Annotated in this window: 16 protein-coding genes; 10 read left to right on the forward strand and 6 right to left on the reverse strand. The window is 42.1% G+C overall.

Annotated features, from left to right (window positions below; translation table 11 throughout):
- Positions 1-207: 207 nt before the first annotated feature.
- From AB4153_RS20095 to AB4153_RS20105, 3 genes are all read right to left on the reverse strand, one after another.
- A complete protein-coding gene (locus AB4153_RS20095) occupies positions 208-1,791 on the reverse strand; it encodes a DUF4116 domain-containing protein (protein WP_371998474.1) in 1,584 nt (527 codons plus the stop codon).
- A 369-nt stretch (positions 1,792-2,160) separates the two neighbouring features.
- Positions 2,161-3,801 carry a chaperonin GroEL gene (groL, locus tag AB4153_RS20100; RefSeq protein ID WP_371998475.1) on the reverse strand — a complete coding sequence of 547 codons (1,641 nt, stop codon included), beginning with the start codon at positions 3,799-3,801 and terminating at the stop codon, positions 2,161-2,163.
- Between the two features lie 49 nt (positions 3,802-3,850).
- Positions 3,851-4,141, reverse strand: coding sequence for a co-chaperone GroES (locus AB4153_RS20105; protein WP_055022857.1), 291 nt, complete (start codon positions 4,139-4,141; stop codon positions 3,851-3,853).
- A gap of 224 nt (positions 4,142-4,365) precedes the next feature.
- Between AB4153_RS20105 and AB4153_RS20110 the strand changes: the two genes are divergently transcribed.
- Together AB4153_RS20110 and AB4153_RS20115 are read left to right on the forward strand one after the other, a co-directional pair.
- Positions 4,366-5,757: an MATE family efflux transporter gene (locus AB4153_RS20110; protein ID WP_371998476.1), complete on the forward strand. Its 1,392-nt coding sequence runs from the start codon at positions 4,366-4,368 to the stop codon at positions 5,755-5,757.
- 158 nt (positions 5,758-5,915) lie between these two features.
- Positions 5,916-6,278 (forward strand): hypothetical protein, encoded by a 363-nt coding sequence (locus tag AB4153_RS20115; protein WP_371998477.1) that lies wholly within the window; start codon positions 5,916-5,918, stop codon positions 6,276-6,278.
- Positions 6,279-6,490: 212 nt separating this feature from the next.
- On the opposite strand, the gene AB4153_RS20120 is transcribed toward AB4153_RS20115, so the two are convergent.
- Positions 6,491-7,114 carry an FxsA family protein gene (locus tag AB4153_RS20120; protein ID WP_371998478.1) on the reverse strand — a complete coding sequence of 208 codons (624 nt, stop codon included), beginning with the start codon at positions 7,112-7,114 and terminating at the stop codon, positions 6,491-6,493.
- Positions 7,115-7,483: 369 nt separating this feature from the next.
- On the opposite strand from AB4153_RS20120, the gene cutA reads away from it, so the two are divergent.
- The 4 genes from cutA (at position 7,484) to AB4153_RS20140 (ending at position 12,452) form a co-directional block, all read left to right on the forward strand.
- Positions 7,484-7,807 (forward strand): divalent-cation tolerance protein CutA, encoded by a 324-nt coding sequence (gene cutA / locus AB4153_RS20125; protein ID WP_102527720.1) that lies wholly within the window; start codon positions 7,484-7,486, stop codon positions 7,805-7,807.
- A complete protein-coding gene (locus AB4153_RS20130; RefSeq protein ID WP_371998479.1) occupies positions 7,804-9,666 on the forward strand; it encodes a protein-disulfide reductase DsbD in 1,863 nt (620 codons plus the stop codon). Before cutA ends, AB4153_RS20130 begins: the two co-directional genes overlap by 4 nt.
- 152 nt (positions 9,667-9,818) lie before the next feature.
- The gene (locus tag AB4153_RS20135) at positions 9,819-11,492 is read left to right on the forward strand and encodes a cation:proton antiporter family protein (RefSeq protein ID WP_229372495.1); all 1,674 of its coding nucleotides are present in this window, start codon (positions 9,819-9,821) and stop codon (positions 11,490-11,492) included.
- Between the two features lie 183 nt (positions 11,493-11,675).
- Complete coding sequence (locus AB4153_RS20140) at positions 11,676-12,452, forward strand: ABC transporter permease (RefSeq protein WP_371998480.1); 777 nt, start codon at positions 11,676-11,678, stop codon at positions 12,450-12,452.
- Positions 12,453-12,555: 103 nt separating this feature from the next.
- Here the strand turns inward: AB4153_RS20140 and AB4153_RS20145 are convergent, their stop codons facing one another.
- Positions 12,556-14,343 (reverse strand): flavocytochrome c, encoded by a 1,788-nt coding sequence (locus tag AB4153_RS20145; protein ID WP_229372499.1) that lies wholly within the window; start codon positions 14,341-14,343, stop codon positions 12,556-12,558.
- 468 nt (positions 14,344-14,811) lie between these two features.
- Here AB4153_RS20145 and AB4153_RS20150 point away from each other — a divergent pair, with 468 nt between their 5' ends.
- From AB4153_RS20150 to AB4153_RS20165, 4 genes are all read left to right on the forward strand, one after another.
- A complete protein-coding gene (locus tag AB4153_RS20150; RefSeq protein ID WP_371998481.1) occupies positions 14,812-16,803 on the forward strand; it encodes an ATP-binding protein in 1,992 nt (663 codons plus the stop codon).
- On the forward strand, positions 16,800-18,182 hold the full coding sequence (locus AB4153_RS20155) for a sigma-54 dependent transcriptional regulator (RefSeq protein ID WP_303513751.1): 1,383 nt from the start codon (positions 16,800-16,802) through the stop codon (positions 18,180-18,182). The genes AB4153_RS20150 and AB4153_RS20155 overlap by 4 nt, the downstream gene beginning before the upstream one ends.
- A 384-nt stretch (positions 18,183-18,566) precedes the next feature.
- Positions 18,567-19,709 carry a galactokinase gene (galK, locus tag AB4153_RS20160; protein WP_102529469.1) on the forward strand — a complete coding sequence of 381 codons (1,143 nt, stop codon included), beginning with the start codon at positions 18,567-18,569 and terminating at the stop codon, positions 19,707-19,709.
- Positions 19,710-19,773: 64 nt separating this feature from the next.
- On the forward strand, positions 19,774-20,808 hold the full coding sequence (locus tag AB4153_RS20165; protein WP_371998482.1) for an aldose epimerase family protein: 1,035 nt from the start codon (positions 19,774-19,776) through the stop codon (positions 20,806-20,808).
- Positions 20,809-21,058: 250 nt separating this feature from the next.
- Here AB4153_RS20165 and AB4153_RS20170 read toward each other — a convergent pair whose 3' ends face one another.
- The gene (locus AB4153_RS20170) at positions 21,059-21,490 is read right to left on the reverse strand and encodes a hypothetical protein (RefSeq protein ID WP_248956100.1); all 432 of its coding nucleotides are present in this window, start codon (positions 21,488-21,490) and stop codon (positions 21,059-21,061) included.
- Between the last annotated feature and the right edge of the window lie 1,277 nt (positions 21,491-22,767).

A 22,767-nucleotide genomic window follows, 5' to 3' on the forward strand; every position in this document is an offset into this window, starting at 1 on the left:
CGTGGGGATTCGTCAGACTCTGACCCCACTTATTTCTTACTAAATCCACAATTAAAGCTTAATAAGAGACAGCAAAACATGCCATTAAGGCTGGGGGTCTTTGATTGGTGCTCGCCTCGGTTAGCGAAGTACTGTCTTGACTAACCGGTAGCGTCCATATATGTCTATGATGGTTTTCTGTTTTCTCTCACCTGATTTACTGCACCGTTATATCCCAGCAGCATCTAATACATCCATATCTTTTTGTAGTAACTTACTAGCGTGTTGTAAAGCATCTTCTCCAGCATTTTTTACAGCAGCAATAACTACATTTTTATTATTACGAAATTTTCGGGGAGCAAGGTAAAGCGCTTCACCATTCTGCTGCATAGCTCTTACCAAAACCTCTTCATTGTTTAAAGATTTCCTCCCTAAGCACTCTAAAAAGTATGCATCGATTTCGACTATAGATAACGCAAAGTCTTTCGAGTCACGTAACTCTTTAGATGCGTACTGAATACATTTTGGTTCTGATTGCATAGCAAGCTTAATTATATCTAGATCATTACATAGCCTCGTAGATACGCCATATAAAGCCATCCCGTTTATTTTCACAGCTTTCATGACGAAATCTTTATCATCTTTTAGAATGGGAGCAGCCAAGTTAAAGCAACGCCCATCTATAGCAATAGCAGCCAAAACTATTTCATGATCTTCACGAAATGAATCATTGGCAATAGATAAAGCATTACCATCAGATTTAACAGCGATCATCACAGATGATCTATCATTTTGGTATGCTGACGGTAAGTCTCTTAATAACTTACCATCTGATTTAAGAGCTAAATGTACTAAATCTCGATCATTTTTAAGTCGCTCACTAACGTTATTTATAAGCCAGCCTGACTTCAATAATGCAGCCTCAACTACCTCTCTATCATCAAGTAAACTTTCTGCTATGTAACCACTCGCTCTATTAGAATTACCGATGTCACTATCAGCTAGAGCAGCTAAGACGATCTCTTTATTTGCACGACATAGTTCACTTGTATATTCAAGTGAACCACCAGCATTATTGACCGCAGCTAAAACGACCTTTCGCTCCCCCCTCAATACTTCAGGTAGAAACCGTAAAAAATTGCCATTCTTCGAAACTATAGCTAGAGCAACATCTGGATCCCATCTAAGAGCCTCTGGGATCACATCAATATCAATTCCATAACGTGCTGCTGCTAGGTATTTTAATACCAATGACTTGTCTAACCTATAACGTAAAGGGGCGTATGGAAGTGCATTGTAGATATCATTTTTAAGAGCTATTTCAACAATGTTAGTATTTTCCACTACAACTTCTGGGACGTATTCCAATAAAGACGGCCACTCAGAAACAGCTTTAACCGCTAACTCATTATTCCCCCTTAATTTATCACTTGCATACTTGTACACTAATACATTAATACCAATTAGCTTCGTCACAAACTCTAAATCATCCTTTAACTCACTTTCTGCCTCCTCGAATGATGAAGAGTTTTTATAAACGGCCAGTGTAACAAGTTTTTTATTAGCTCTGATGTTGTGGGAGAAATATTTTAATTCATTACCACTGACTTTTAGTGCTGCTTCTGCAATTTCTTCGTCATCACGAAGATGCTCATCCATAGAACAAACAATTGTGCGCGTGACATCACTATTAGATATTTCAGCCAATATAATATCTTTATCTGCGAGTAGCTCTTTAGAAAGACGATGCCAAATACATTGCTTATTTTTGATCTTCTTAAGTGCAATCGCTTTATCTGTAATTTCGCTCATCCATGTGCCTCTACTTTATTGTTTACTTATATAAAAACTAACTGACCTTTTACTAGGTAAACTATCCTAGATAGCACATTCATTGTAAATATATCAAATCATTTAAAAACAACTCAACGCAGCAACTTGCTAGAAAATATGGTTAATTGTAAAACAAAAAGCCCCGATACCGTTAGGTATCGGGGCTTTTTCTATTCTTCTACAAGAAGTGGCTTTAAGCTTTTAGGCTTCAGACCAGCAATGAATTTTGCATTCTTGGCGCAGGATAAATCGGGTTAGAACAAGGCGCTTTACCACGACGTTTAGTTCACTAAACGAGTGGTGAAGCAACGCAGTTATCACCGATTTAGACCAGCAAAGAAGCAATAATTACATCATGCCGCCCATTCCACCCATACCACCCATTCCGCCCATATCAGGCGCTGCAGCTTCTTGTGGAATTTCAGCTACCATTGCTTCAGTCGTAATCATTAGACCTGCAATTGATGCTGCGAACTGTAGTGCACTACGAGTTACTTTAGTTGGGTCAAGGATACCCATTTCTAGCATGTCACCGTAAGTGTCGTTACCTGCGTTGTAACCAAAGTTACCTGTGCCATTTTTAACAGTGTTAGCCACAACTGACGCTTCTTCACCTGCGTTAGTTGCGATTTGACGTAGAGGCGCTTCCATTGAACGCAGTGCGATAATCACACCGTGTTTTTGGTCTTCGTTGATCACTTCAACTTCAGAGATTTTAGAAGCAACACGTACAAGTGCAACCCCACCGCCAGGAACAACGCCTTCTTCTACTGCTGCGCGAGTTGCATGTAATGCATCTTCTACGCGAGCTTTTTTCTCTTTCATTTCAACTTCAGTTGCTGCGCCAACTTTGATTACTGCAACACCGCCAGCTAACTTAGCCATACGCTCTTGAAGTTTTTCTTTGTCGTAGTCAGAAGTTGATTCTTCAACTTGAATCTTGATTTGCGAAACGCGGCCAGAGATTTGCTCTTGCTCGCCGTTACCATCGATGATGGTGGTGCTATCTTTAGTGATAACTACACGCTTTGCGGTACCTAAATCTTCTAGGGCTGCTTTTTCAATCTCTAGACCGATTTCTTCAGCGATAACAGTACCGCCAGTAAGAATCGCGATGTCTTGAAGCATTGCTTTACGACGGTCACCAAAGCCAGGTGCTTTAACAGCAGCCACTTTAACGATACCGCGCATGTTGTTGACAACTAATGTTGCCAATGCTTCGCCTTCAACGTCTTCTGCAACAATAAGCAATGGCTTACCTGTTTTAGCTAACGCTTCTAGGATTGGTAATAATTCACGGATGTTAGAGATTTTCTTATCAACTAATAAGATAAATGGTGCATCTAACTCAACGCTGCCAGTTTCTGGCTTGTTGATGAAGTATGGTGATAGGTAACCACGGTCAAACTGCATACCTTCAACAACGTCTAATTCGTTTTCAAGCGCTTGGCCTTCTTCAACGGTAATAACGCCTTCTTTGCCAACTTTTTCCATTGCAGTTGCAATGATTTCGCCGATTGATTCGTCAGAGTTAGCAGAAATAGTACCAACCTGTGCAATGGCTTTAGAATCTGAACACTCTTGAGAAAGTGCTTTAAGTTCAGCAACAGCAGCAATGACTGCTTTGTCGATGCCGCGCTTAAGATCCATTGGGTTCATACCAGCAGCAACTGCTTTTAGACCTTCAGTCACGATTGATTGTGCTAATACTGTTGCAGTAGTTGTACCGTCACCAGCAGCATCATTGGCTTTAGAAGCAACTTCTTTCACCATTTGTGCGCCCATGTTTTCGAACTTGTCTTCTAGTTCGATTTCTTTCGCTACCGAAACACCATCTTTAGTGATTAGCGGTGAGCCAAAGCTTTTGTCTAAAACAACGTTACGACCTTTAGGGCCTAAAGTTACTTTTACTGCGTTAGCAAGAATGTTGACGCCGTTTAGCATTTTAACGCGGCCGTCACTGCCAAATAATACTTCTTTTGCTGACATTTTCATGTTCCTTAAAATTTGTTGATTGAAAGCGATTTAATGGCGCGGATTAACCTACAACTGCCATTAAGTCTGATTCAGATAAGATAAGTACTTCTTCACCATCAATCTTTTCTTTCTTCACGCCGTAGCCTTCGTTGAAAATCACTACGTCGCCTACTTTAACGTCAAGCGCTTTCACTTCGCCGTTTTCTAAGATGCGACCATTGCCTACAGCTAGGATTTCACCACGTGTTGATACTTCTGCAGCACTACCAGTTAATACGATGCCACCAGCTGAAGTTGACTCAACCTCTAAACGTTTTACGATTACGCGGTCATGTAATGGACGAATATTCATCTACGGACTCTCCTAATGATTGCTGCCCACAAACGAGGCGGTTTTAAACAAATGATAAGGGCATTTACCCTTTGATGTTTGATATATGGGGGTTGATGATCACAGTTCCAAGGGTATTTATAAAAAAACTGCGATTTTTTTGTAAAATTTGTCGCTAGTATTTATTAAACGATAATGAATACTGATAGAATTTGTCTCCCGTTTTCGTGTTTAAGTCCAAATTGATGAATGATAAACATGGGTTGCTCAGCGCACCAATAGGTCGTGTGCTTTTCAATATGAGCCTCCCCAACCTTATCGGTATCCTCACCATTTATGGTGGCAGCCTTATAGATACATTCTTCATTAGTCAGTTAGGTACTGATGCGCTTGCTGCTGTCAGTTTCACTTTCCCTGTCGCCATTGTGTTTGCCAGTATCGCCATTGGTATTGGCGCTGCCACATCGACTAATCTTTCTCGATTAATTGGAGCTGGCAATACAACCAAAGCTAAAAGCTTCTTATTTGACGCTATGCTGCTGACCTTCATCTTGATCAGTATATTGGTCTCTATTGGCATTATGGCTATTGACCCACTGTTTACCTTGATGGGGGCAAATGAAAAAAGCTTGCCGCTGATCCACGACTATATGTTGATATGGTTTTGCAGTGCGCCGCTGTTAGTGTTGTTGATGGTGGGCAATCAAGGGATCCGCGCCACAGGTGATACTCGCTCGCCAGCGATTATTATGGCGGTAGCCGCAATTATTAACTTAATCCTCGATCCATTATTAATTTTTGGGATAGGGCCATTTCCCCGCCTTGAGATCCAAGGGGCTGCGATTGCGACCTTAGTGTCGTGGGTGGTCGCTTTTACCGTTTCGGGCTACATCCTCATTTATAAAAAACGCATTCTTGAGCTAATGACACTTTGCCGAGTTCGTATTACTGCAAATTGGAAAAAGCTCGGTCATATTGCTCGCCCTGCCGCATTAATGAATATGCTAAACCCTATCGCCAATGGCGTGATTTTAGCTATGCTCGCCCGCGCAGACCAAGCAGCAGTTGCCGCTTTTGGCGCAGGTATTCGCTTAGAAACCTTATTTTTAGTGGTCATAATGGCCATGACGTCATCGTTAATGCCGTTTGTGGGACAAAACTTAGGGGCTGGCCAACATAAGCGCGCCAAAGACGGCATGATGTTAGCGCTACGCTTTGCTTTAGTGTTTCAAACCTTGTTGTATATCCCGATTTACTTCAGCGGTAACACCATTGCCCAGTGGTTCAGTAGTGACCCTGCCGTTATCGATTCTTTAAGCTTTTATATTCATGTATTACCCGCAGCCTATGGGCCGTTAGCCGTAGTAATTATGTTTGCCACTTGCTTAAATGCCTACCACCGCCCAATGAAATCACTAGTGATTAACCTCGTCCGCCTATTTGTTTTGATGCTGCCTTTAGCCGCGGTTGGTTTATATCTCGGTGGAGTGAAAGGCTTGCTGATTGCATTGCCTGTAACCAATACCATCATGGGGATTGCCTGTTACATTATGGCGAGTAAACTCACTGAACCCGATTCTGCTCATCTTCACTACAACAATGACGAATTGAATAGTTCTGCTGATTCAACCTTATAGTTTGTATAAGAAGCATGGTTTACTAAGGCTGATGAATTAAGCTTAATTCATCAGCTCTTGCAGCGTTAAGGATTTAATGTTGTATTGAGTAAAATGCGACTAGCAGTAGTAAATAACAGTCGGCTGTATTAAATAAACTAAATGCCAAGGAAAGCCTCATGAGTAAGTCTGTCAATGCCACCCTATTAAATGCATTTGTTTGCCCTGGAGTTGGGCACTTATATTTAGGTAAAAAAGCCATTGGCTGGAGCATTATTGCAGCATGTTTTGTGAGCCTATGTGCCATCATGACCGTGGTCATGCAGCGCGCTCAAACCATTGCCGATGATATTGTTGCCGGCAATATTCCCCTCGATTTTTATAGCATTTATGACGCTGTGCACCAAAGTGTTACCACTAACTTACCTGCTTCACTGGATATCGCGGTATTGGTGCTATTAATCTGTTGGATTGGGGGCAGTATTAGTGCCTATATCATGGGCAAAAAAATCGATGACGCTAATAAGCCTTCAAATCAATAAGCCTTAAAGTGAATAGACTTTAAGAAATAAGCCTTAAAAAATAGCCCTTAAAATAAATAGCCATTAAAGCCGAATAGCTCCTTATAAACCGTCTCATTTTTACGTGTTTACTCTGTATTAACCACCTCAAAAAAACTAAAAAAGCCGCTTGAGTATTGTACTCAAGCGGCTTTTTATTATTAGAAAATAAGATTCGTAAGGCGCTAAGCTGTTTAGCGCTTGTCAGTTTTATCGCTGGCACTGTCAGTTGCTGATTGAGTATCGCTGGCTTCAGATACATCATCTTTTACTGGGGTAATATCTTTCATTTCAACCTGATGGGTTTCAGGCCTCATGTCATTCGGATCAAACTTACGCTCAAAGTCGCCATCGAAGGTATTTCTGTCATTGCGTCCTTGATCAAATGGGTTTTGGCCAAAACCTTGCTGACCAAATGGGTTCTGACCCGCTTGCCCCTGAAAACCGCCACCAGCAACCACGCGCATTTGCATACGTTTAAAGATGTAGCTCGCAATGGGTGAACGAGTAAATGGGGTTAATAGCAATAAACCAATCAAGTCAGTGACAAAACCTGGGAACAACAACAATAAACCTGCTGCAGCTAACATCATGCCTTCGACAATTTCCTTACCTGGCGCTTCACCGCGTTCCAGTTTAGATTGCACTGACATTAAGGTGCTTAAGCCTTGGCTACGCACCAATGACACACCGACTATTGCGGTTAAAAACACGAGTGCCACAGTATTCAATGGGCCAAACACATCTCCTACTGAGATCAACACTGATAACTCAATAGTAGGAACAAGAATAAAAACTAAAAACAAAACTAACAGCATGCTGGCCTCAATTATTTCATTGGGTATGAACAATATATGGGGGTAATCAGGTCTTAATTCAAGACGCATCAAAATTATTGTTATTCACAAAGGTATTTAGACCTTTTGCGGTCAAGATTTTTCGAGATAATGGTTAATACTGTTTGCTTATGACGATGTCATCAATGCTATCAGTATTAAATTAGCAACTAACGCTTACATAATTCATCTCGAAAGATTATCGGCCTCTAGTGAACTCAATGACAAAAAAACGTAAAGTAGTGCGCTATTGTTATGAATAAAAACAAATTCATAAGCTCTAGCAAGCACCTATTTTAGGTTATTAAGCTTAAGCTAACTTTAAGATAAACCAAAGATGATAAACTCCCTATGTCAGCAAACTATTTATTAGTTATAACAACTTGTCCAGATATCGCCAGTGCAAAAAAGCTCGCAACAGCGTTAGTCAACGCTAAGGTCGCTGCTTGTGTGCAATTGTATCCTCAGGTCGAATCGGTCTATGTCTGGGAAAGTGAGGTTTGTCATAGTAGTGAAGTGGCTATGCACATAAAATGCATGGCAGATAATTATGATGCGATACAAAAAATAGTGATCGATTTGCATCCCTATGAAGTACCAGAGTTAATCGCTACGCCTATTACCCATGGCTTGCCAAATTATTTACATTGGATAAAAGAAACCTCTCAATCATGAATAAAATATTTGCGCTTATATTAACCAGCTTACTGCTGCTATCACCATTAGCACACAGTGAAGACATTTTTAGTAACAGCAACAAATTCAGCTTTTTACAAGACGAACCTGAATTAATGCCCGTTGAAGAGGCTTTCGTATTTGATTACAAGCAAGACGGTAATCGAGTCGCAGTTAACTTTGTCATAGCCGAAGGCTATTACATGTATCGTGACAAGTTGACCTTTAGCGCTGATGGCGCAGTCATTGGCGATATCGAATTGCCAAAAGGTAAAATGCACGATGACGAATATTTTGGCGAACAAGCCGTTTACTACTCTTATGTCGAGCTGCCATTGGCACTTAAAGAGGCTGCTGCTGGCTCAAAGGTGCAAGTCACCTTTATGGGCTGCGCCGAGGGTAAGCTGTGTTATCCACCTACCAAACGTGATGTAAATCTAGAAGCCGTTGCGGCCAACGATGGCAAACTTGCCAAGAAAAAAGCCATCATTGGCGATGACTACGCCGCAAAACAAGCAGCGAAAAATGCCCCAGCCAACCCAGAATCACAAGCACCAATCACGCAGCAAGATAGCTTAAGCCAAATGTTGGCTAACGACAGTCTGATGTGGACCTTAGTGATTTTCTTTGGTTTAGGCATTGGCTTAGCACTAACCCCTTGTGTATTCCCAATGTACCCGATTTTATCAGGGATTATTGTCGGTCAAGGTAAGCAGTTATCTACCGCAAAAGCCTTCACCTTATCGATGGCTTATGTTCAAGGTATGGCGATTACCTATTCGCTATTAGGCTTAGTGGTCGCTTCTGCTGGGATGAAGTTCCAGGCTGCGCTGCAGCACCCTGCTATTTTGATTTTCTTAGCAGTGATGTTTGTGCTGCTCAGTTTGTCTATGTTTGGCATGTACGAGTTACGCCTGCCGGGCAAATGGCAAGATAAAATGAACAACCTGTCGAATAACCAAAAAGGTGGCAACCTGATTGGCGTATTCTTTATGGGCGTGATTTCTGGCTTAGTCGCTTCACCTTGTACTACAGCGCCACTGTCAGGTGCACTCATTTACGTAGCCCAAAGCGGCGACTTACTGCAAGGGTTCTTAGCACTCTACGTACTGAGCATGGGTATGGGTGTACCACTGCTTATTATCGGCACCTCTGGCGGTAAATTATTACCACGCGCAGGCGCTTGGATGGATATCATTAAAACCATCTTTGGCTTCTTACTGATTTCTGTGTCTATCGTAATGGTAGGTCGCATCTGGCCTGGGGTTGTCTCTGATGTACTTTGGTCGCTATGGGGCGTTGGCTTAACTGGCTACCTTATCCACCAAAACAAGCTGTCTGAATTTAACTGGAAGCAAACCACTCGTGGCATTTTGCTTACGCTGACATTATTGGCAAGTTTCTCATACGGTTTCCAAGCGGTGATGTCTGCCATGGGGTTACAAGCGCCGTCTATCAGTAATGAAATCAATCAAAGTGCACCTGTTAAACATGCCGAATTTAAACTGATTAAATCGGTAGATGACTTAGAAGTTGAACTGGATAAAGCCAGTATTAGCGGTAAAACCGTCATGCTGGATTTATATGCTGACTGGTGTGTGGCCTGTAAAGAGTTTGAAAACATTACCTTCGTCGCCCCTGAAGTGATGGAGCGTTTAGATCAAATGGTTTTACTGCAAGCAGATGTGACCAAAAGTGATGCAGTTGATGTTGAATTGCTCGAGCACTTCAGTGTGTTAGGACTACCAACACTCTTAATGTTCGATGAAAATGGCAATCAACGTGAAGATTTACGAGTAACGGGTTTTATGAACCCTAAACCTTTTGCTGAACACTTGGATTTATTACTTGTAAAATAATTTATAAATTTTTAACGTTATGAAAAAAGGCCAATTTATTTTTAAATTGGCCTTTTTGTTGATATAGGTTTAAATTTTAATATCAAGTTAATTTTATTGTTATACAATCTACTTAACTACAACCCATTTTCAACAACTAGAAAAAAGGCATTATGGAACCAGCAATTTTCATCATTACCCTGCTTTGCGGCATGCTCGTTAGCCGAGTCGGATTACCTCCGCTTATTGGTTATTTAGCAGCAGGCTTCATACTGTTTATTTTTGGTGTCCAAGATGAAAGTGTGCCATTACTGCAAGAACTAGCTGACTTAGGCGTTATGCTGCTGCTATTCGCTATTGGCTTAAAACTCGATGTAAAAAGCTTGCTTAAATCTGAGATTTGGGCCAGTTCCAGTCTGCATTTAATCGGTTCGATTTTGTTCTTTTTGCCCATATTAAAACTCTTGGGTTTAGTCGGTCTAGATAGACTGATTGATCTAGAGATAGACCAACTATTGCTGCTAAGTTTTGCCTTAAGTTTCTCAAGTACCGTGTTTGCCGTTAAAGTGCTCGATGAAAACGGAGATGGCCAGGCACTATATGGCCGTATAGCCATTGGTATCTTGATTATGCAAGATATCTTCGCGGTATTGTTCTTAACGATTTCTAAAGGCGAATTCCCATCAGTATATGCCTTAGGTTTACTGCTACTACCGTTATTGAAACCGGTGATTTATAAAGTGTTTGACCGAGTGGGCCACGGTGAAATGCTGATCTTATTTGGTTTATCCATGGCACTTATCATGGGTGCATGGGTATTTGAAGCCGTTGGTTTAAAACCTGACTTAGGCGCTCTGATCATGGGTATTTTACTTGCAGGTCACGCAAAATCATCTGAGCTCGCTAAGTCAATTTACTACTTTAAAGAACTATTCTTAGTCGCCTTCTTTTTAACCATTGGCTTAAATGGTCTACCCACTATCGAAGATGTGGGACTTGCAGGGTTATTAGTGTTACTTATTCCGTTTAAAGTATTGCTGTTTTTCTTCATCCTTACCCGCTTTAAGTTGCGTGCGCGTACCTCGTTGTTTGCCTCGTTTAACTTAGGCAACTACAGTGAATTCGGTTTGATTGTTGCGGCGGTTGCGGCGCAAAAAGGCTGGCTACCAGCCGAATGGTTAATTATTTTAGCGGTAGCATTGAGTATTAGTTTCTTAATTGCTGCGCCATTAAATGCGAGCGTAAACCGCTTGTATCAGCGTTTCCATGACACTCTCACTACCATTGAAAAACATCCACTTCACCCAGAAGATAGACAAATCCCAGTGGGTAATCCTCGCTTTTTGATCTTAGGTATGGGGCGAATTGGTTCAGGTGCTTATGATGAATTGCGCAGTAAGTACAGCGGCGAAATTTTAGGGATTGAACACAAACAAGAGTTAGTGGATTTTCATCGCAACGAAGGCCGTAATGTTGTACAAGGCGATGCCAGCGATACCGATTTTTGGGAAAAACTTGAACGTGCCCCTAAGCTTGAATTAGTCCTACTGGCTATGCCGCATCACGTGGGTAATATGTTTGCCGTTGAGCAACTGAAAAAGCTCGAATACCAAGGAAAAATTAGTGCCATTGTCCAGTACTCTGAAGATGCCGAATCACTGAAAGAGCAAGGCGTAAACAGCGTTTATAACTTGTATGAGGCAGCAGGTGCAGGTTTTGTCGATAACGTCATCCACGAATTACTTGAGCCTAAAACTGAAGGTGAACAAACAGCCAATGGCGCAGAAACGAGTGCAGATAAAGCCAGTGCTAAAAATGAAATAACGCCTAATCTGAGCAAACCTTAGCTTGATTGAGTAATGGCTGCCGACTGATTGTTTTAGCGGCAATGTAGCCAAATCAAAACTGCGTCTTATGTTGTTATAAGGCGCTTTTTTATGTTTGAATCACTAGCTTGAATAACCTAGCTTGAATAACATATGCCGACTTGTTTAACTAACCTTACAGCCATTTACACCCAAGGATAGATTATGGATATTAGTTGGCTTGCCCTTGGGCTGTTTATGTTGGTATTAATCGTCCCCTTTGCCATTAATCGCTCATACCAACTGCATCTCGGTAAAGAGATCTCCATCGCCGTGGTGAGAATGACGCTGCAAATGGCTTTAATTGGCCTGTATCTGCAATATCTTTTTCACCTCGATAATGTCTGGGTAAATCTCGCTTGGCTATTGGTGATGCTACTGGTTGGTGCTAGTGCGATTATCAGTAAAGCTAAATTACCTAAACGGCCGTTAATGGTGCCTATCTGCACTGGGCTGCTACTTGGACTCATGCCTATTTTACTGGTGATGATGTTGTGGCTATTTCAGCCGACACCGATTTATAGCGCCCAATACCTGATACCCACTGCCGGTATGTTGTTAGGCAATAGCCTGAGCGGCAATATTATTGCGCTGCAACGTTTGTTTGCTGCATTTGAAGAAAAACAGCCTCAATATCACGGCGCTCTGGCGTTAGGTGCTAGCCCTAAACAAGCTGCCGCACCCTTTGTGCAAACTGCACTACAGCAATCTTTTGCGCCTATTCTAGCGTCCATGGCAACCACAGGTTTAGTCAGCTTACCTGGCATGATGACGGGACAAATCTTAGGTGGTGTCGATCCAATTATTGCTGTGAAGTATCAAATCGTAATTTTAGTCGCTATTTTTGCCACCTTAACCATTTCGGTGTCCACCTCAGTCAGCTTAACCGTGAGAAAGTTACTTAGCCACAGTGGAAAAATGCGCTTTAACACTCACCTATAAAAAGCATAAAAAAAAGTGAGCCAATTGGCTCACTTTGCATTGATAACATTAAGGGGAATAATGTTATCGCTAAACTTATTGATGAAGACTTACATTTTAAAACTTACTTTTTAGAGTATGCCGCCGCTTGCTCACCCGCTAAGCGGCCAAAGGTAATGATGTCAGAGATTGCGTTGCCACCTAAGCGGTTAGCACCATGAACACCACCTGTGACTTCACCAGCACCGTATAAACCAGGAATCACTTTCTTATCTTCAGAGAGGATTTCAGCTTTATCATCAATCGATACACCACCCATTGTATGATGAACGCCAGGAGTCACTTCGATTGCGTAATAGTTACCTTCATTCAGTGCGCGCGGTAAGTTAGGACGCTCAAAATCAGTGTCTTTACCTGCTGCAACTAGTTTGTTGTACTGCGCAATTGATGCAGTAAGTGCTTTACCGTCAATACCTTCTAACTTGCCTAGATTTTCAGGAGAGTCAGCTGAAGGAACCACGCCAAGTTGGATGTATTTGTCAATTTTCTTCAGTGATTTACGCACTGAGTCATCAAAGATTAAATAAGCCACTTTACCTGTTTGGTTAAGAATCGCTGCCGCTGCTTTATCACGAGTGGTGATTTCATTAACGAAGCGTTTGCCTTCTTTGTTCACCAAAATCGCACCGTTACCACGTACCGCTTCAGTCACCATCACACCACCTTTAACCGATAAAGTGGGATGTGCTTGAATGTATTTAACGTCGGTCATGCCTGCACCAGCGTTACCAGCAACGTCAAGTCCGTCGCCTGTTGCGCCAGGTTGGTTAGTTGAGATAAAGCCTTTCAATTTAGGGTCGTACTGAGATACACGTTCGTTGTTGCGGCCAAAACCACCTGTTGCCATGACAACGGCATCCGCTTTCACCCAGTAGTAGCCAGTGTATTTACCTTTAACCAGTAAACCTTCCACTTTACCAGAATCATCTTTTAAGATTTCAACACCACGGGTGTTCATGCGCATATCTACGTTACGCTCTAGCGCATTATCGTAAAGCACTTGAATCACGTGAGCCCCGACACCTGCACCACCTGTTGGGCGATGTGAACGGTTAGCTGATGCGCCGCCCATACGGCCAACATCATTTAAATCAGCGCCCATTTCAGTCATCCAATCAACTGAACCTTTTGAGTGCGATGTTAATACATCAACTAATTTAGGATCGTTTAAGTCGCGGCCACCTTTCATGGTGTCTTTGTACATAGACTCAACGCTATCTTTAATGTCTTTGGCTTTTTGTTGATCAGTCCAAGCTGCATTCATGCCGCCGGCTGCAAGTTTTGCGTTACCACCAATCACAGGCTCTTTTTCAACTAAAATGACTTTTGCACCTTTGTCTGTCGCTGCAACAGCGGCTGAGAAACCAGCACCACCTGAACCAACAACGATAACATCAACAGTATCACTAGGCGCACTAGCCAATGCCGCTTTACGGTCAGCAGAGTCTTTTGCTAGTTCAGCAATGGTAGGCTCATAACGTTCCCACTTACTGCCAAATGGCATATCGAAATCGAAGCTATGACAAGAATCACAGTAGACGACTGATTTTTCATGGCCACTGTGACAAGAAGTACAGGCTACATCGCCAGGGAAGTGAGATTCATGGGCATTGTAGTTTTCACGAGTATTATTTTCAGCGACTTCTTCTAATGTGCCATGACACGACACACATTGCTCATTTTCATAAGTCAGGCTGTCATTAGATAGCTCGCCACTGGGTAAATGGCAGCTTTCACAGTCTTGATTTTCTGAATGCATGTCAGCAAGATTGTCTGCAGCCATCACGCCGCCAGCAAGGCCTGCTGAACCGAGTAAAACAGCTAACAAAGCTGCGCATCGTGTTAATTTCATGGTAACTCCTTAAAAATAGCCATGACGCTAATTCGTCACTTTCATGCCATGCTGTATTAAGCATCACATTGGCTACTGAACCTGATTTATTACCATTTTTATCCTGTTTTAAGGCTTGCTCAATCAAACTTGGCAGACTCGTTTCCAAACTGAACAACTGATCACATCTGGCTTTTCTCACTATGCAAAAGCGCATAAGCCAATTCAGCACTATGCATTTTTGCATAGTTGATAGTGATCAAACCCACACTTCCCTTTGATTAAAGCCATATTTCAAATTGCTCATTATTGGTAATATTTAGCGCCACTTTTTCTATCAAATTTACGCCCAATGCCACAGTTATGAAGATTATGATTTGCTAAAGTGCAATTAAGAAATCAATACAACTCATTGAAAAACGTTTAATGAAATACCTACTCTGTTTATTGCTAGTCATCAGCTTTCCTTCGTTAGCAAAGGAAACTATTGTGTTTGGGGTGCACTCCACTACAGCTCCTTTAGAGTGGCGAGATAACGGTGTAGACCAGGGTTTTCATGTTGAGTTAATGAACAGTATTGGCCATTTGCTAGATCGACCCATTATGGTGCGCCGTAAGACATTCCAACAATTGATGACTGATATGCATGATATTCACAGTCCGATTGATGTGGTGGCTGTCGTCAGCCCGATCAATAAAAGACGTGAGTTAAGCCAATCAGATCCGATTTATGCCACTCATGCCAAAGCTTTTACGCTACAAGGCGAAGATTACATTGATAATTGGTCTGACTTAGCCGGTAAACGAGTGGCGGTAAAAACAGGTGCATTTGTCGATGTTTTTCTAAGGGATCAACCGCAAGATTTTACTCAAGTAAAAGTTGATTTATACGAAACGGGCTTTCAAAAACTGATCACTAAAGAAGTGGATGTGGTACTTGCTGAAAACTTTGTCGCACGTCGCCTGCAGCCTAAATACCCTTCTGTTCGAAGTGCCAGTGATGCGCTTATCTTCGGCGCATTCACCTTTGTTAGTCACCCCAAAGACGCTGCATTACTGCATGAGATCAATGATGCATTACGACAACTCAAAATTTCTGGCGAGTATGATAGGTTAGTTAATAAATGGTTTGGTATGGGACGTGAAAAGTTCGATATCACTTCAACCCATAAAAAGATGCTTATTCTTTCTATCGTGATATCCATCATCTCAGCTATAGGGATGCTGTATACCATTTCAGTCAGCCGCAGTTTAAAGTTTCGCTCAGAAGCCTTAGCTCTTGAGTTACAACAACGCGAAATGGCTGAACAAAAAATCAGATCCTTATCCCATCAGTTTCAGGCTGTGCTGAATGGTATTCCTCACGGCATGACCATTTTTGATAAACAAATGCAGTGCTTATGGAGTAACGATAACAATCAATTACTCAGCCATAGTAAACTTCATTGTGTTGACGGCACTCCATTTGATTTAGCCACCAGTGTCAAATCAGTCATAACCTCAAAGAAATCCTTCATCGCGGATATGGGCTATTTAGCCCAGTACTGGCAAATGCAAATTCACCCCATCACAGATGAACAAGCTGTAGTACTGCTTGAAGAAAACACCGAACAGCAACACCTTCGCCAAGCCAACGATGAAGCCAGTCGCTTAGCCTCGCTCGGGGAACTGTCAGCAGGTATCGCTCACGAAATTAATAATCCTACCGGTATCATCATTCACTCAATCGCCTTGTTTTCTGAAGCGATGAAAGACCTACAACCTGCTGCGGATTATTATCAACAACAAAACCCCTTTTGGTTAGTAGCAGGACTTGATCCGCAAGCTGCATTTGCCGAAATAAGTCACAGTACCGAAGTAGTTGAAGAAAGTGCCAAACGTATTTCGCGGATTGTAAATGACTTAAAACGCTACGCATTACCCAACCTTGCCTCAAATCATCAAGCCATTGGTTTGAATGAAGTGGTACAAGTGGCGCAGCGATTAACTGCGAATCAATTAAAGCGCTATCAGGTCAGAATTGAGCTAGCAGAACCTAGCCCAAAAATTAACGGGGACGCACAGCAACTTCATCAAGTCATGATTAACTTAATTCAAAATGCTTGTCATGCGACTCCACAAGGTGATGGGGTGATTTTAATTAAAACGTTCTCAACTGACACCGCTGCAGGCATCAGTGTGCAAGATAACGGTAGCGGCATGGATAAAGCGACATTAAAACGCATAACAGAGCCTTTTTTCACCACCAGACGTTCACATGGTGGCAGTGGCTTAGGCCTCTCCGTTTGTAGCCGTATATTAAAAGAACATCATGGACACATGAAAGTCACTTCAACCGTTAACGAAGGTAGCTGCTTCAGCTTAACCTTCAGCCTACTGGTTCAGGAAGGTTTAGACGCTAGTCCCATGACTGAGCACGACAGACAAGAACATAACAGACAAGAGCACAACAATAACGATAGCAAGGAGCTAAACCCGTGAAACTCGCCCGTAATATTTTATTAGTCGATGATGAAGCGCCTTGGTTACGTACTCTGGCAGTCACCTTAAATCGTTTAGTACCAGAGGCGGTTATTGATACTTGTGTTGATAGTCGTCAAGTGATGAATCGCTTAGAAGGCACAGATTACGCGCTGGTATTATTAGATTTAACCATGCCATTTCATTCTGGTGAAGACTTGCTGGCTCAAATCCGCCTTGAACACCCCAACACCCGAGTGATTATTGTCACTGGGGTAAATGAAGTTGATACCGCCGTGCGCTGCATTAAAAATGGGGCTTATAACTACTTTATTAAAACCGATGATGTCGCTGATTTAGCCTTAACCGTACGCCGTGCACTGGAAGTGGTTGGGCTGGAACGTAATTATCACCGCATTAAAGAAAGCTTTTTAAGTAAGACTTTGGCCCAACCTAGTGCCTTTAATAATATTCTGACATGTGAGCCTAATTTATTGGATCAGTTTAGATACTTGGAGGCGGTGGCATTCAGCCCTGAACCGATATTGATTTACGGGGAAAGTGGCACAGGCAAAGATGAATTCGCCAAAAGTTGCCACCAGCTTTATAGTCCAGAAGCCCCTTTTGTGAATGTGAATCTAGCAGGGATCAGTGAAAGCGCATTTGAACTGCAATTGTTTGGTCAATTGAGCCAAGAGCCAGGAAAGTCGCAAGCGGGCGCGTTACATCAAGTGGGCAAAGGCTTATTGTATTTAAACGAAATTGGCGACTTACCTTTGGCATCCCAAGCAAAGTTATTAGATGTTTTGCAGCAAAAACAATACTATCCGATTGGTAGCGATCGCCCTTATCCTGTGAGTTGCCGTATCATTGCCTCAACTCAACATGATTTACTCGCACGTAATCAAGAAGGCTTATTCAGACGTGACCTGCTTTATCGCTTACGGGCACATAAAATTCATTTACCGCCATTAAGGCAGCGTAAATTAGATATCGCCATGTTAATCAATCACTTCATTTCATTGGCCGCTGCAGAAATGAATTTAGCACCGCCACAGCAACCAAATGACTTAGCCAACCAACTAAAATGCTATGACTTTCCTGGGAATTTACATGAACTTAAAGGCATGGTGTTTGATGCTGTCAGTCGCAGCGATGGCATACAATTAAACATTTCGCCTTTTATGGAAGCGATTAATGAGCATAAGTCGACTGCTGAGCATGTTGGAAATAGCATCATTTTCCCACAAGTATTACCCACATTAGCAGATATGAGCCAAGCCTTAATTGATGAAGCCATGAGCCGCACTGCCAATAATCAAACCGCTGCGGCGCAAATGTTAGGGATCAGTCAATCAGCTCTAAGCCGTCGCATTACTAAAAAGGATGAGTGCTGTTAGGTCTGCCTTAGAAACAGGGCGATATTGCAATGACGCCCACTGGCATATTTTTATTGAGGATATGTCAGCGGGTATTAGTAATCGCGAATATTGTTCGGTAAGCAGAATAATCTATCAATCACAATACCCCTTTTGAGTTTGGATTTGGCTGAAACAACATGAGTTAACTCAAAAAAAACTCACATTCATGCCCAAATAGAATCAAAATTGTTAATCCTAGTTACACCTCCGACCAATCGTGATATAAATCACATATCTATAGCGCAATTAACTCACTTTCGACTAAATTTAAGGTTAAGTAAGTCAATACGATATTAGTCACTTAGTACGTAACTTAGTGCGTAGCCTATTACGTAACTCGGCATTCTTTGGAACTGTAACTGTATGTCTAATCCTGCTCAAAAAGCCATGAAGTTGTTTGTACAAACATTTGGAACTACGGCTGATGACCTGTATCAAGCACCAGGTCGCGTCAATATCATTGGCGAACACACGGATTATAACGAAGGATTCGTTTTACCCGCTGCAATCAATTTTCACACTGTTATCGCGGTTAAGGAACGTAGCGATAATACCTTCAGAGCTGTTACTGATGCTTTTCCAGGTCAAATAGAACAGTGGAAGTTTGGTGAAGAAGGGTCAACTCAAGACCAAAGCAGCTGGGGCAATTATTTAAAAGGATTTACCGCGTCAATGTTTCAATCAGGCCTGAAAGCAAAAGGGCTTGATCTTGCTATTGTCGGCAATGTGCCATTAGGCGCAGGCATGTCATCTTCTGCGGCCTTAGAAGTCGCATTCGGCACCGCCATTAGCTACGCCAGTCAACTTCACTTGTCTCCCTTAGCGATTGCTCAAATAGCCCAACGTGGCGAGCATCGTTTTATCAAGACTGAATCTGGGATCATGGATCAAACCATTAGCGCCTTGGCTGAAGCCGATCATGCGTTATTGATTGATTGTTTGGAGCTCGATAGTGAGCCTGTCGCGATCCCTGAAAACCTCAGTTTATTGATCGTTGATCCTAACATTGATCGCCAAAGCCTGATTGAGCGTTTTGATAAACGTAAACAACAGTGTGCTGAAATAAATGACTTATTGGCTGTTGAGTCTTTACGAGAAGTCAGTCTAGTTCAGCTTAATCGTGAAAAAGACGCATTAGGTGAAGAGTTATTTGCCAGAGCAAGACACGTGTTAAGTGAAAATCAGCGCACCATTAGTGCCGCGCGCGCACTAGGCCAAAATGACATGCCAAGGTTTAGTCAATTAATGGCGCAATCCCATGAGTCGATGAAGACTGATTTTGACATTACCACACCAGAAATTGACACCTTAGTCAGCATCATCAAACAAGTCATCGGTAACCGTGGCGGCGTGCGTATGAGTGACGGTTGTGTGGTCGCGTTAATTGACCACGAGTTAACTGATCTCGTCGTCAATGCGATTGAAGACAAGTACCTTAAAGAAACAGCAATAGAAGCCATTATTTACCTATGTTCAGCCAGTAATGGCGCAGGAAGAATTGATTAAGCGATGACCAAGTTTACGTCGTCGCAATCTTCAAGTTAACTCATCTCATCAGGAAGAGACTTTAATGATTCAAATAACAGCCCTTGAACCATGGCAAGATCCGCGCGGTGGTCAAATTGAACGGATTCGATTAGATAACGGCAAAGTGGCTGTTGAAATATTAAGTCTTGGTGGCATCATTCACCAATTATGGACCGCCGATAAACAAGGCGAGATGACAAATATCGTTTTAGGCTGTGACAGTGTCGCTGACTATTTAGCGCAGCAAGCCTATTTAGGCGCGATTGCAGGGCGTTACTCTAACCGTATTGCCAACGGTAAAATGAGCTATCGAGGCCACGAATATCAACTTGATGTTAACCAAGCAACTAACTGTTTGCATGGCGGCGCCGATGGCTTTCATTTAAAACAATGGCAGATGCAACCGCTAGAAGACGGTGTCAGATTAACCCTCACAAGTCCTGATGGCGATATGGGTTTCCCTGGAAATTGCCAGGTGCAACTAGATTATCGGTTAGATAACAACAACCTGCTTATCGACATGCAAGCACAGGTCGATAAAGCCTGCCCTATCAGTTTAACCCAACATAGTTATTTTAATTTAGAAGGCGCGTGCAGCAAAACCAATACCCGACATCAGATTCAAGTGGATGCTCAGCATTACTTACCAATGAATGATGTAGGCGTGCCTATTACAATGAGCTCAGTGACTAACAGTGATTTAGATTTATCCCAAGCCACAGTATTTTCCGAGCAAACCCAGCGTCCAGCACTTGCGGCAACTAATGGTTTTGATCATTGCTATGTACTGCAAAAGACTGCAGATGATTTAGTTCGATTTGGTTGCCTTTCAAGCCCTGAAAGCGGCCGCACAATGACGATTTATACCAATCAGCCTGGAGTTCAAGTCTATGGTGCAAACTTCCTTGAAGGCGCTATCGGTTTTAATGGCGAAGTTTATCAATCACACCAAGCAGTGTGTATAGAACCCCAAATGCTGCCAGATTCACCTAACCAGCCTGATTTACCCGGTGACCCTTGGATACCTGCTGGCGGCACCTATCGTCACTCTAGCCGCTATGAATTTAGTATTCTGTAAGGCGAAGTCATCTCAACTTCGACCTTTTAGTGTTCAGAAACTCACAGCAATAAAAATGGCGCGAACGTAAAAGTTCGCGCCATTTTTGTCTAATCAGATTATGTCAGCAAAACAACGCCATGCTTGCTTGAGTAAAGTGCTATTTGAGTAAAGCACTGTTTGAGCAAAATACTTTTTGAGTAAAGTAATATTCGAGCAAAGTACTTTTTGATAAAAGTACTTTATTGTAAAAGTAATGGGCTAGATGATATTAGTCGTCACTATCGTCACTCATACTCGCTTCAAAGCCAGTATCTTCAAATTCCATATCATCGTCATCTAATACCTCATCCATAGGCTCTTCTAATGCTGGTATCGCTTTGGATTTAGTCGCAGGCGCAGAGTCTGGAACCGAAGACAATTCAATGTGCGCTTCGTGCTTAACCATAAACTCAGAACGTGCAGCTATCCAAGCTGCATTATGCTCGGCTTTGACCGTTTGTAACTGTTCAGTTTCAAGCTCATGCAAGTTAACTTTAACGATATCTTCAACGTATTCACCGATGGTGTTTCGGTTGACATTGAATAAATAGATCCGCCCCGGAGATGCATCTGGCAACTGATTGTCATGGACAACAATAGAAGTGCCTCTCGATGTGCGAAGCTCACCAAACCAAACTTGTTTTTTTGCTGTGTTATACATATATGCCAACACCCTTAAATCAACACATACCTTTGATAATGCACTATTTAAAAGCACACCGTTTAATAAACAAACCACACTGATAGCGCATGATTATTGAGGCTAATTAATCAAAAACAGATCCAAAAATCAATAAATGTTTTATGAACTTTTTGATATTTTGAAGTCGGTATTGTGATTTATAACTTAACCGTATCAATCCCACGACTTAAAACACTATCGCTCAAAATTCAATCAAGGCTTTCAATTTCAAATTTAGTCGAAAAATGACAGCCTTCAAGTCGCTAATTTAAAAAATACAGTTTTAAAAACCATCAATATGGGCAAGTGAAAAGATAACCATGTAAAATCAAATTATTGGCAGGCTTAAGTGAAAAACATTCCGTTCATAGACAGTGATAAAATTCAAAGCGGTGAGAAACGAGACAAACAAAAATGACTAAAATTGGATTCGTCTGAGTGTTCTAATGAAGTTAACTCATCACAGCCCCAAGATTTGTTAGCAACTTTAGTCAGCTAATGATTTCTAGATTTGAATAAAATCTAAATCAAGGTCTAAGTTAACGTCTAAATCAAGGTCGTGGCGCTTCGCCCACACCAGACGAAAGGGAAACAACAGCATTTCCCTTTTCGATATCCCTTGCCGCTCCGGCGAAATTTAAACTGCAAAATTTCCAACGGAGAATTATCCAGCTTTAGCCTTTGTTTCTAGGCTGCTTCAGTAAGCTGCAAAAATCACTAACGCTTACGATGGGGCGTCCCTTCCCCTCGAAAGCTAGCCAGACTTCCATGTCTGGACTCACGCGATTTTCTTGCTTACCTCAATTCAAATTGTGCATTCTTAGAAGATCGAAACACCTATACAACTTGAGCTTTTTAGCTCTTTAAATTGTCACGAATACAGTTAAATCGAAGAGATGAAAATTCGGGTGTAAGCACGGCTGTGACCGTCCATGACATGGACGTCATGGCCGAGCTTTCAGGGATGAACTTGCAGCGTGTCACAGTCGTGCTTGCACGATAGCCTGCGGCAGGCAATGGATTAGATTGAAGTGATGGTCTTAAGTAATTGAGTCAATGTAAATGAAGTATAGAATTGGTGGGCTTAAACGTTTTTTCCCCAAAACTTGTTTAAAATTTTGAAATTATCATTTGAAAAAAAATCAAAGTCGTGGCGCTTCGCCCACACCAGACTAAAAGGGAGTGAACTGCGACTCCCTCTTAGAACACCCCGCAGCTCCGGCGAAATTTAAAAAGCAAAATTTCCAACGGAGAAT

This window comes from Shewanella sp. 10N.286.52.E4 (assembly GCF_041468785.1).
In the GTDB taxonomy this organism is placed as follows: domain Bacteria; phylum Pseudomonadota; class Gammaproteobacteria; order Enterobacterales; family Shewanellaceae; genus Shewanella; species Shewanella electrodiphila.

Coding starts and splice junctions, on each gene's coding strand:
- AB4153_RS20105 (WP_055022857.1), bottom strand. CDS start 4,141: ATGAATATTCGTCCATTACATGACCGCGTAATCGTAAAACGTTTAGAG.
- AB4153_RS20135 (WP_229372495.1), top strand. CDS start 9,819: ATGGAACCAGCAATTTTCATCATTACCCTGCTTTGCGGCATGCTCGTT.
- groL (WP_371998475.1), bottom strand. CDS start 3,801: ATGTCAGCAAAAGAAGTATTATTTGGCAGTGACGGCCGCGTTAAAATG.
- AB4153_RS20145 (WP_229372499.1), bottom strand. CDS start 14,343: ATGAAATTAACACGATGCGCAGCTTTGTTAGCTGTTTTACTCGGTTCA.
- AB4153_RS20170 (WP_248956100.1), bottom strand. CDS start 21,490: ATGTATAACACAGCAAAAAAACAAGTTTGGTTTGGTGAGCTTCGCACA.
- AB4153_RS20130 (WP_371998479.1), top strand. CDS start 7,804: ATGAATAAAATATTTGCGCTTATATTAACCAGCTTACTGCTGCTATCA.
- AB4153_RS20165 (WP_371998482.1), top strand. CDS start 19,774: ATGATTCAAATAACAGCCCTTGAACCATGGCAAGATCCGCGCGGTGGT.
- AB4153_RS20115 (WP_371998477.1), top strand. CDS start 5,916: ATGAGTAAGTCTGTCAATGCCACCCTATTAAATGCATTTGTTTGCCCT.
- AB4153_RS20110 (WP_371998476.1), top strand. CDS start 4,366: ATGAATGATAAACATGGGTTGCTCAGCGCACCAATAGGTCGTGTGCTT.
- AB4153_RS20140 (WP_371998480.1), top strand. CDS start 11,676: ATGGATATTAGTTGGCTTGCCCTTGGGCTGTTTATGTTGGTATTAATC.
- AB4153_RS20120 (WP_371998478.1), bottom strand. CDS start 7,114: ATGCTGTTAGTTTTGTTTTTAGTTTTTATTCTTGTTCCTACTATTGAG.
- cutA (WP_102527720.1), top strand. CDS start 7,484: ATGTCAGCAAACTATTTATTAGTTATAACAACTTGTCCAGATATCGCC.
- AB4153_RS20095 (WP_371998474.1), bottom strand. CDS start 1,791: ATGAGCGAAATTACAGATAAAGCGATTGCACTTAAGAAGATCAAAAAT.
- galK (WP_102529469.1), top strand. CDS start 18,567: ATGTCTAATCCTGCTCAAAAAGCCATGAAGTTGTTTGTACAAACATTT.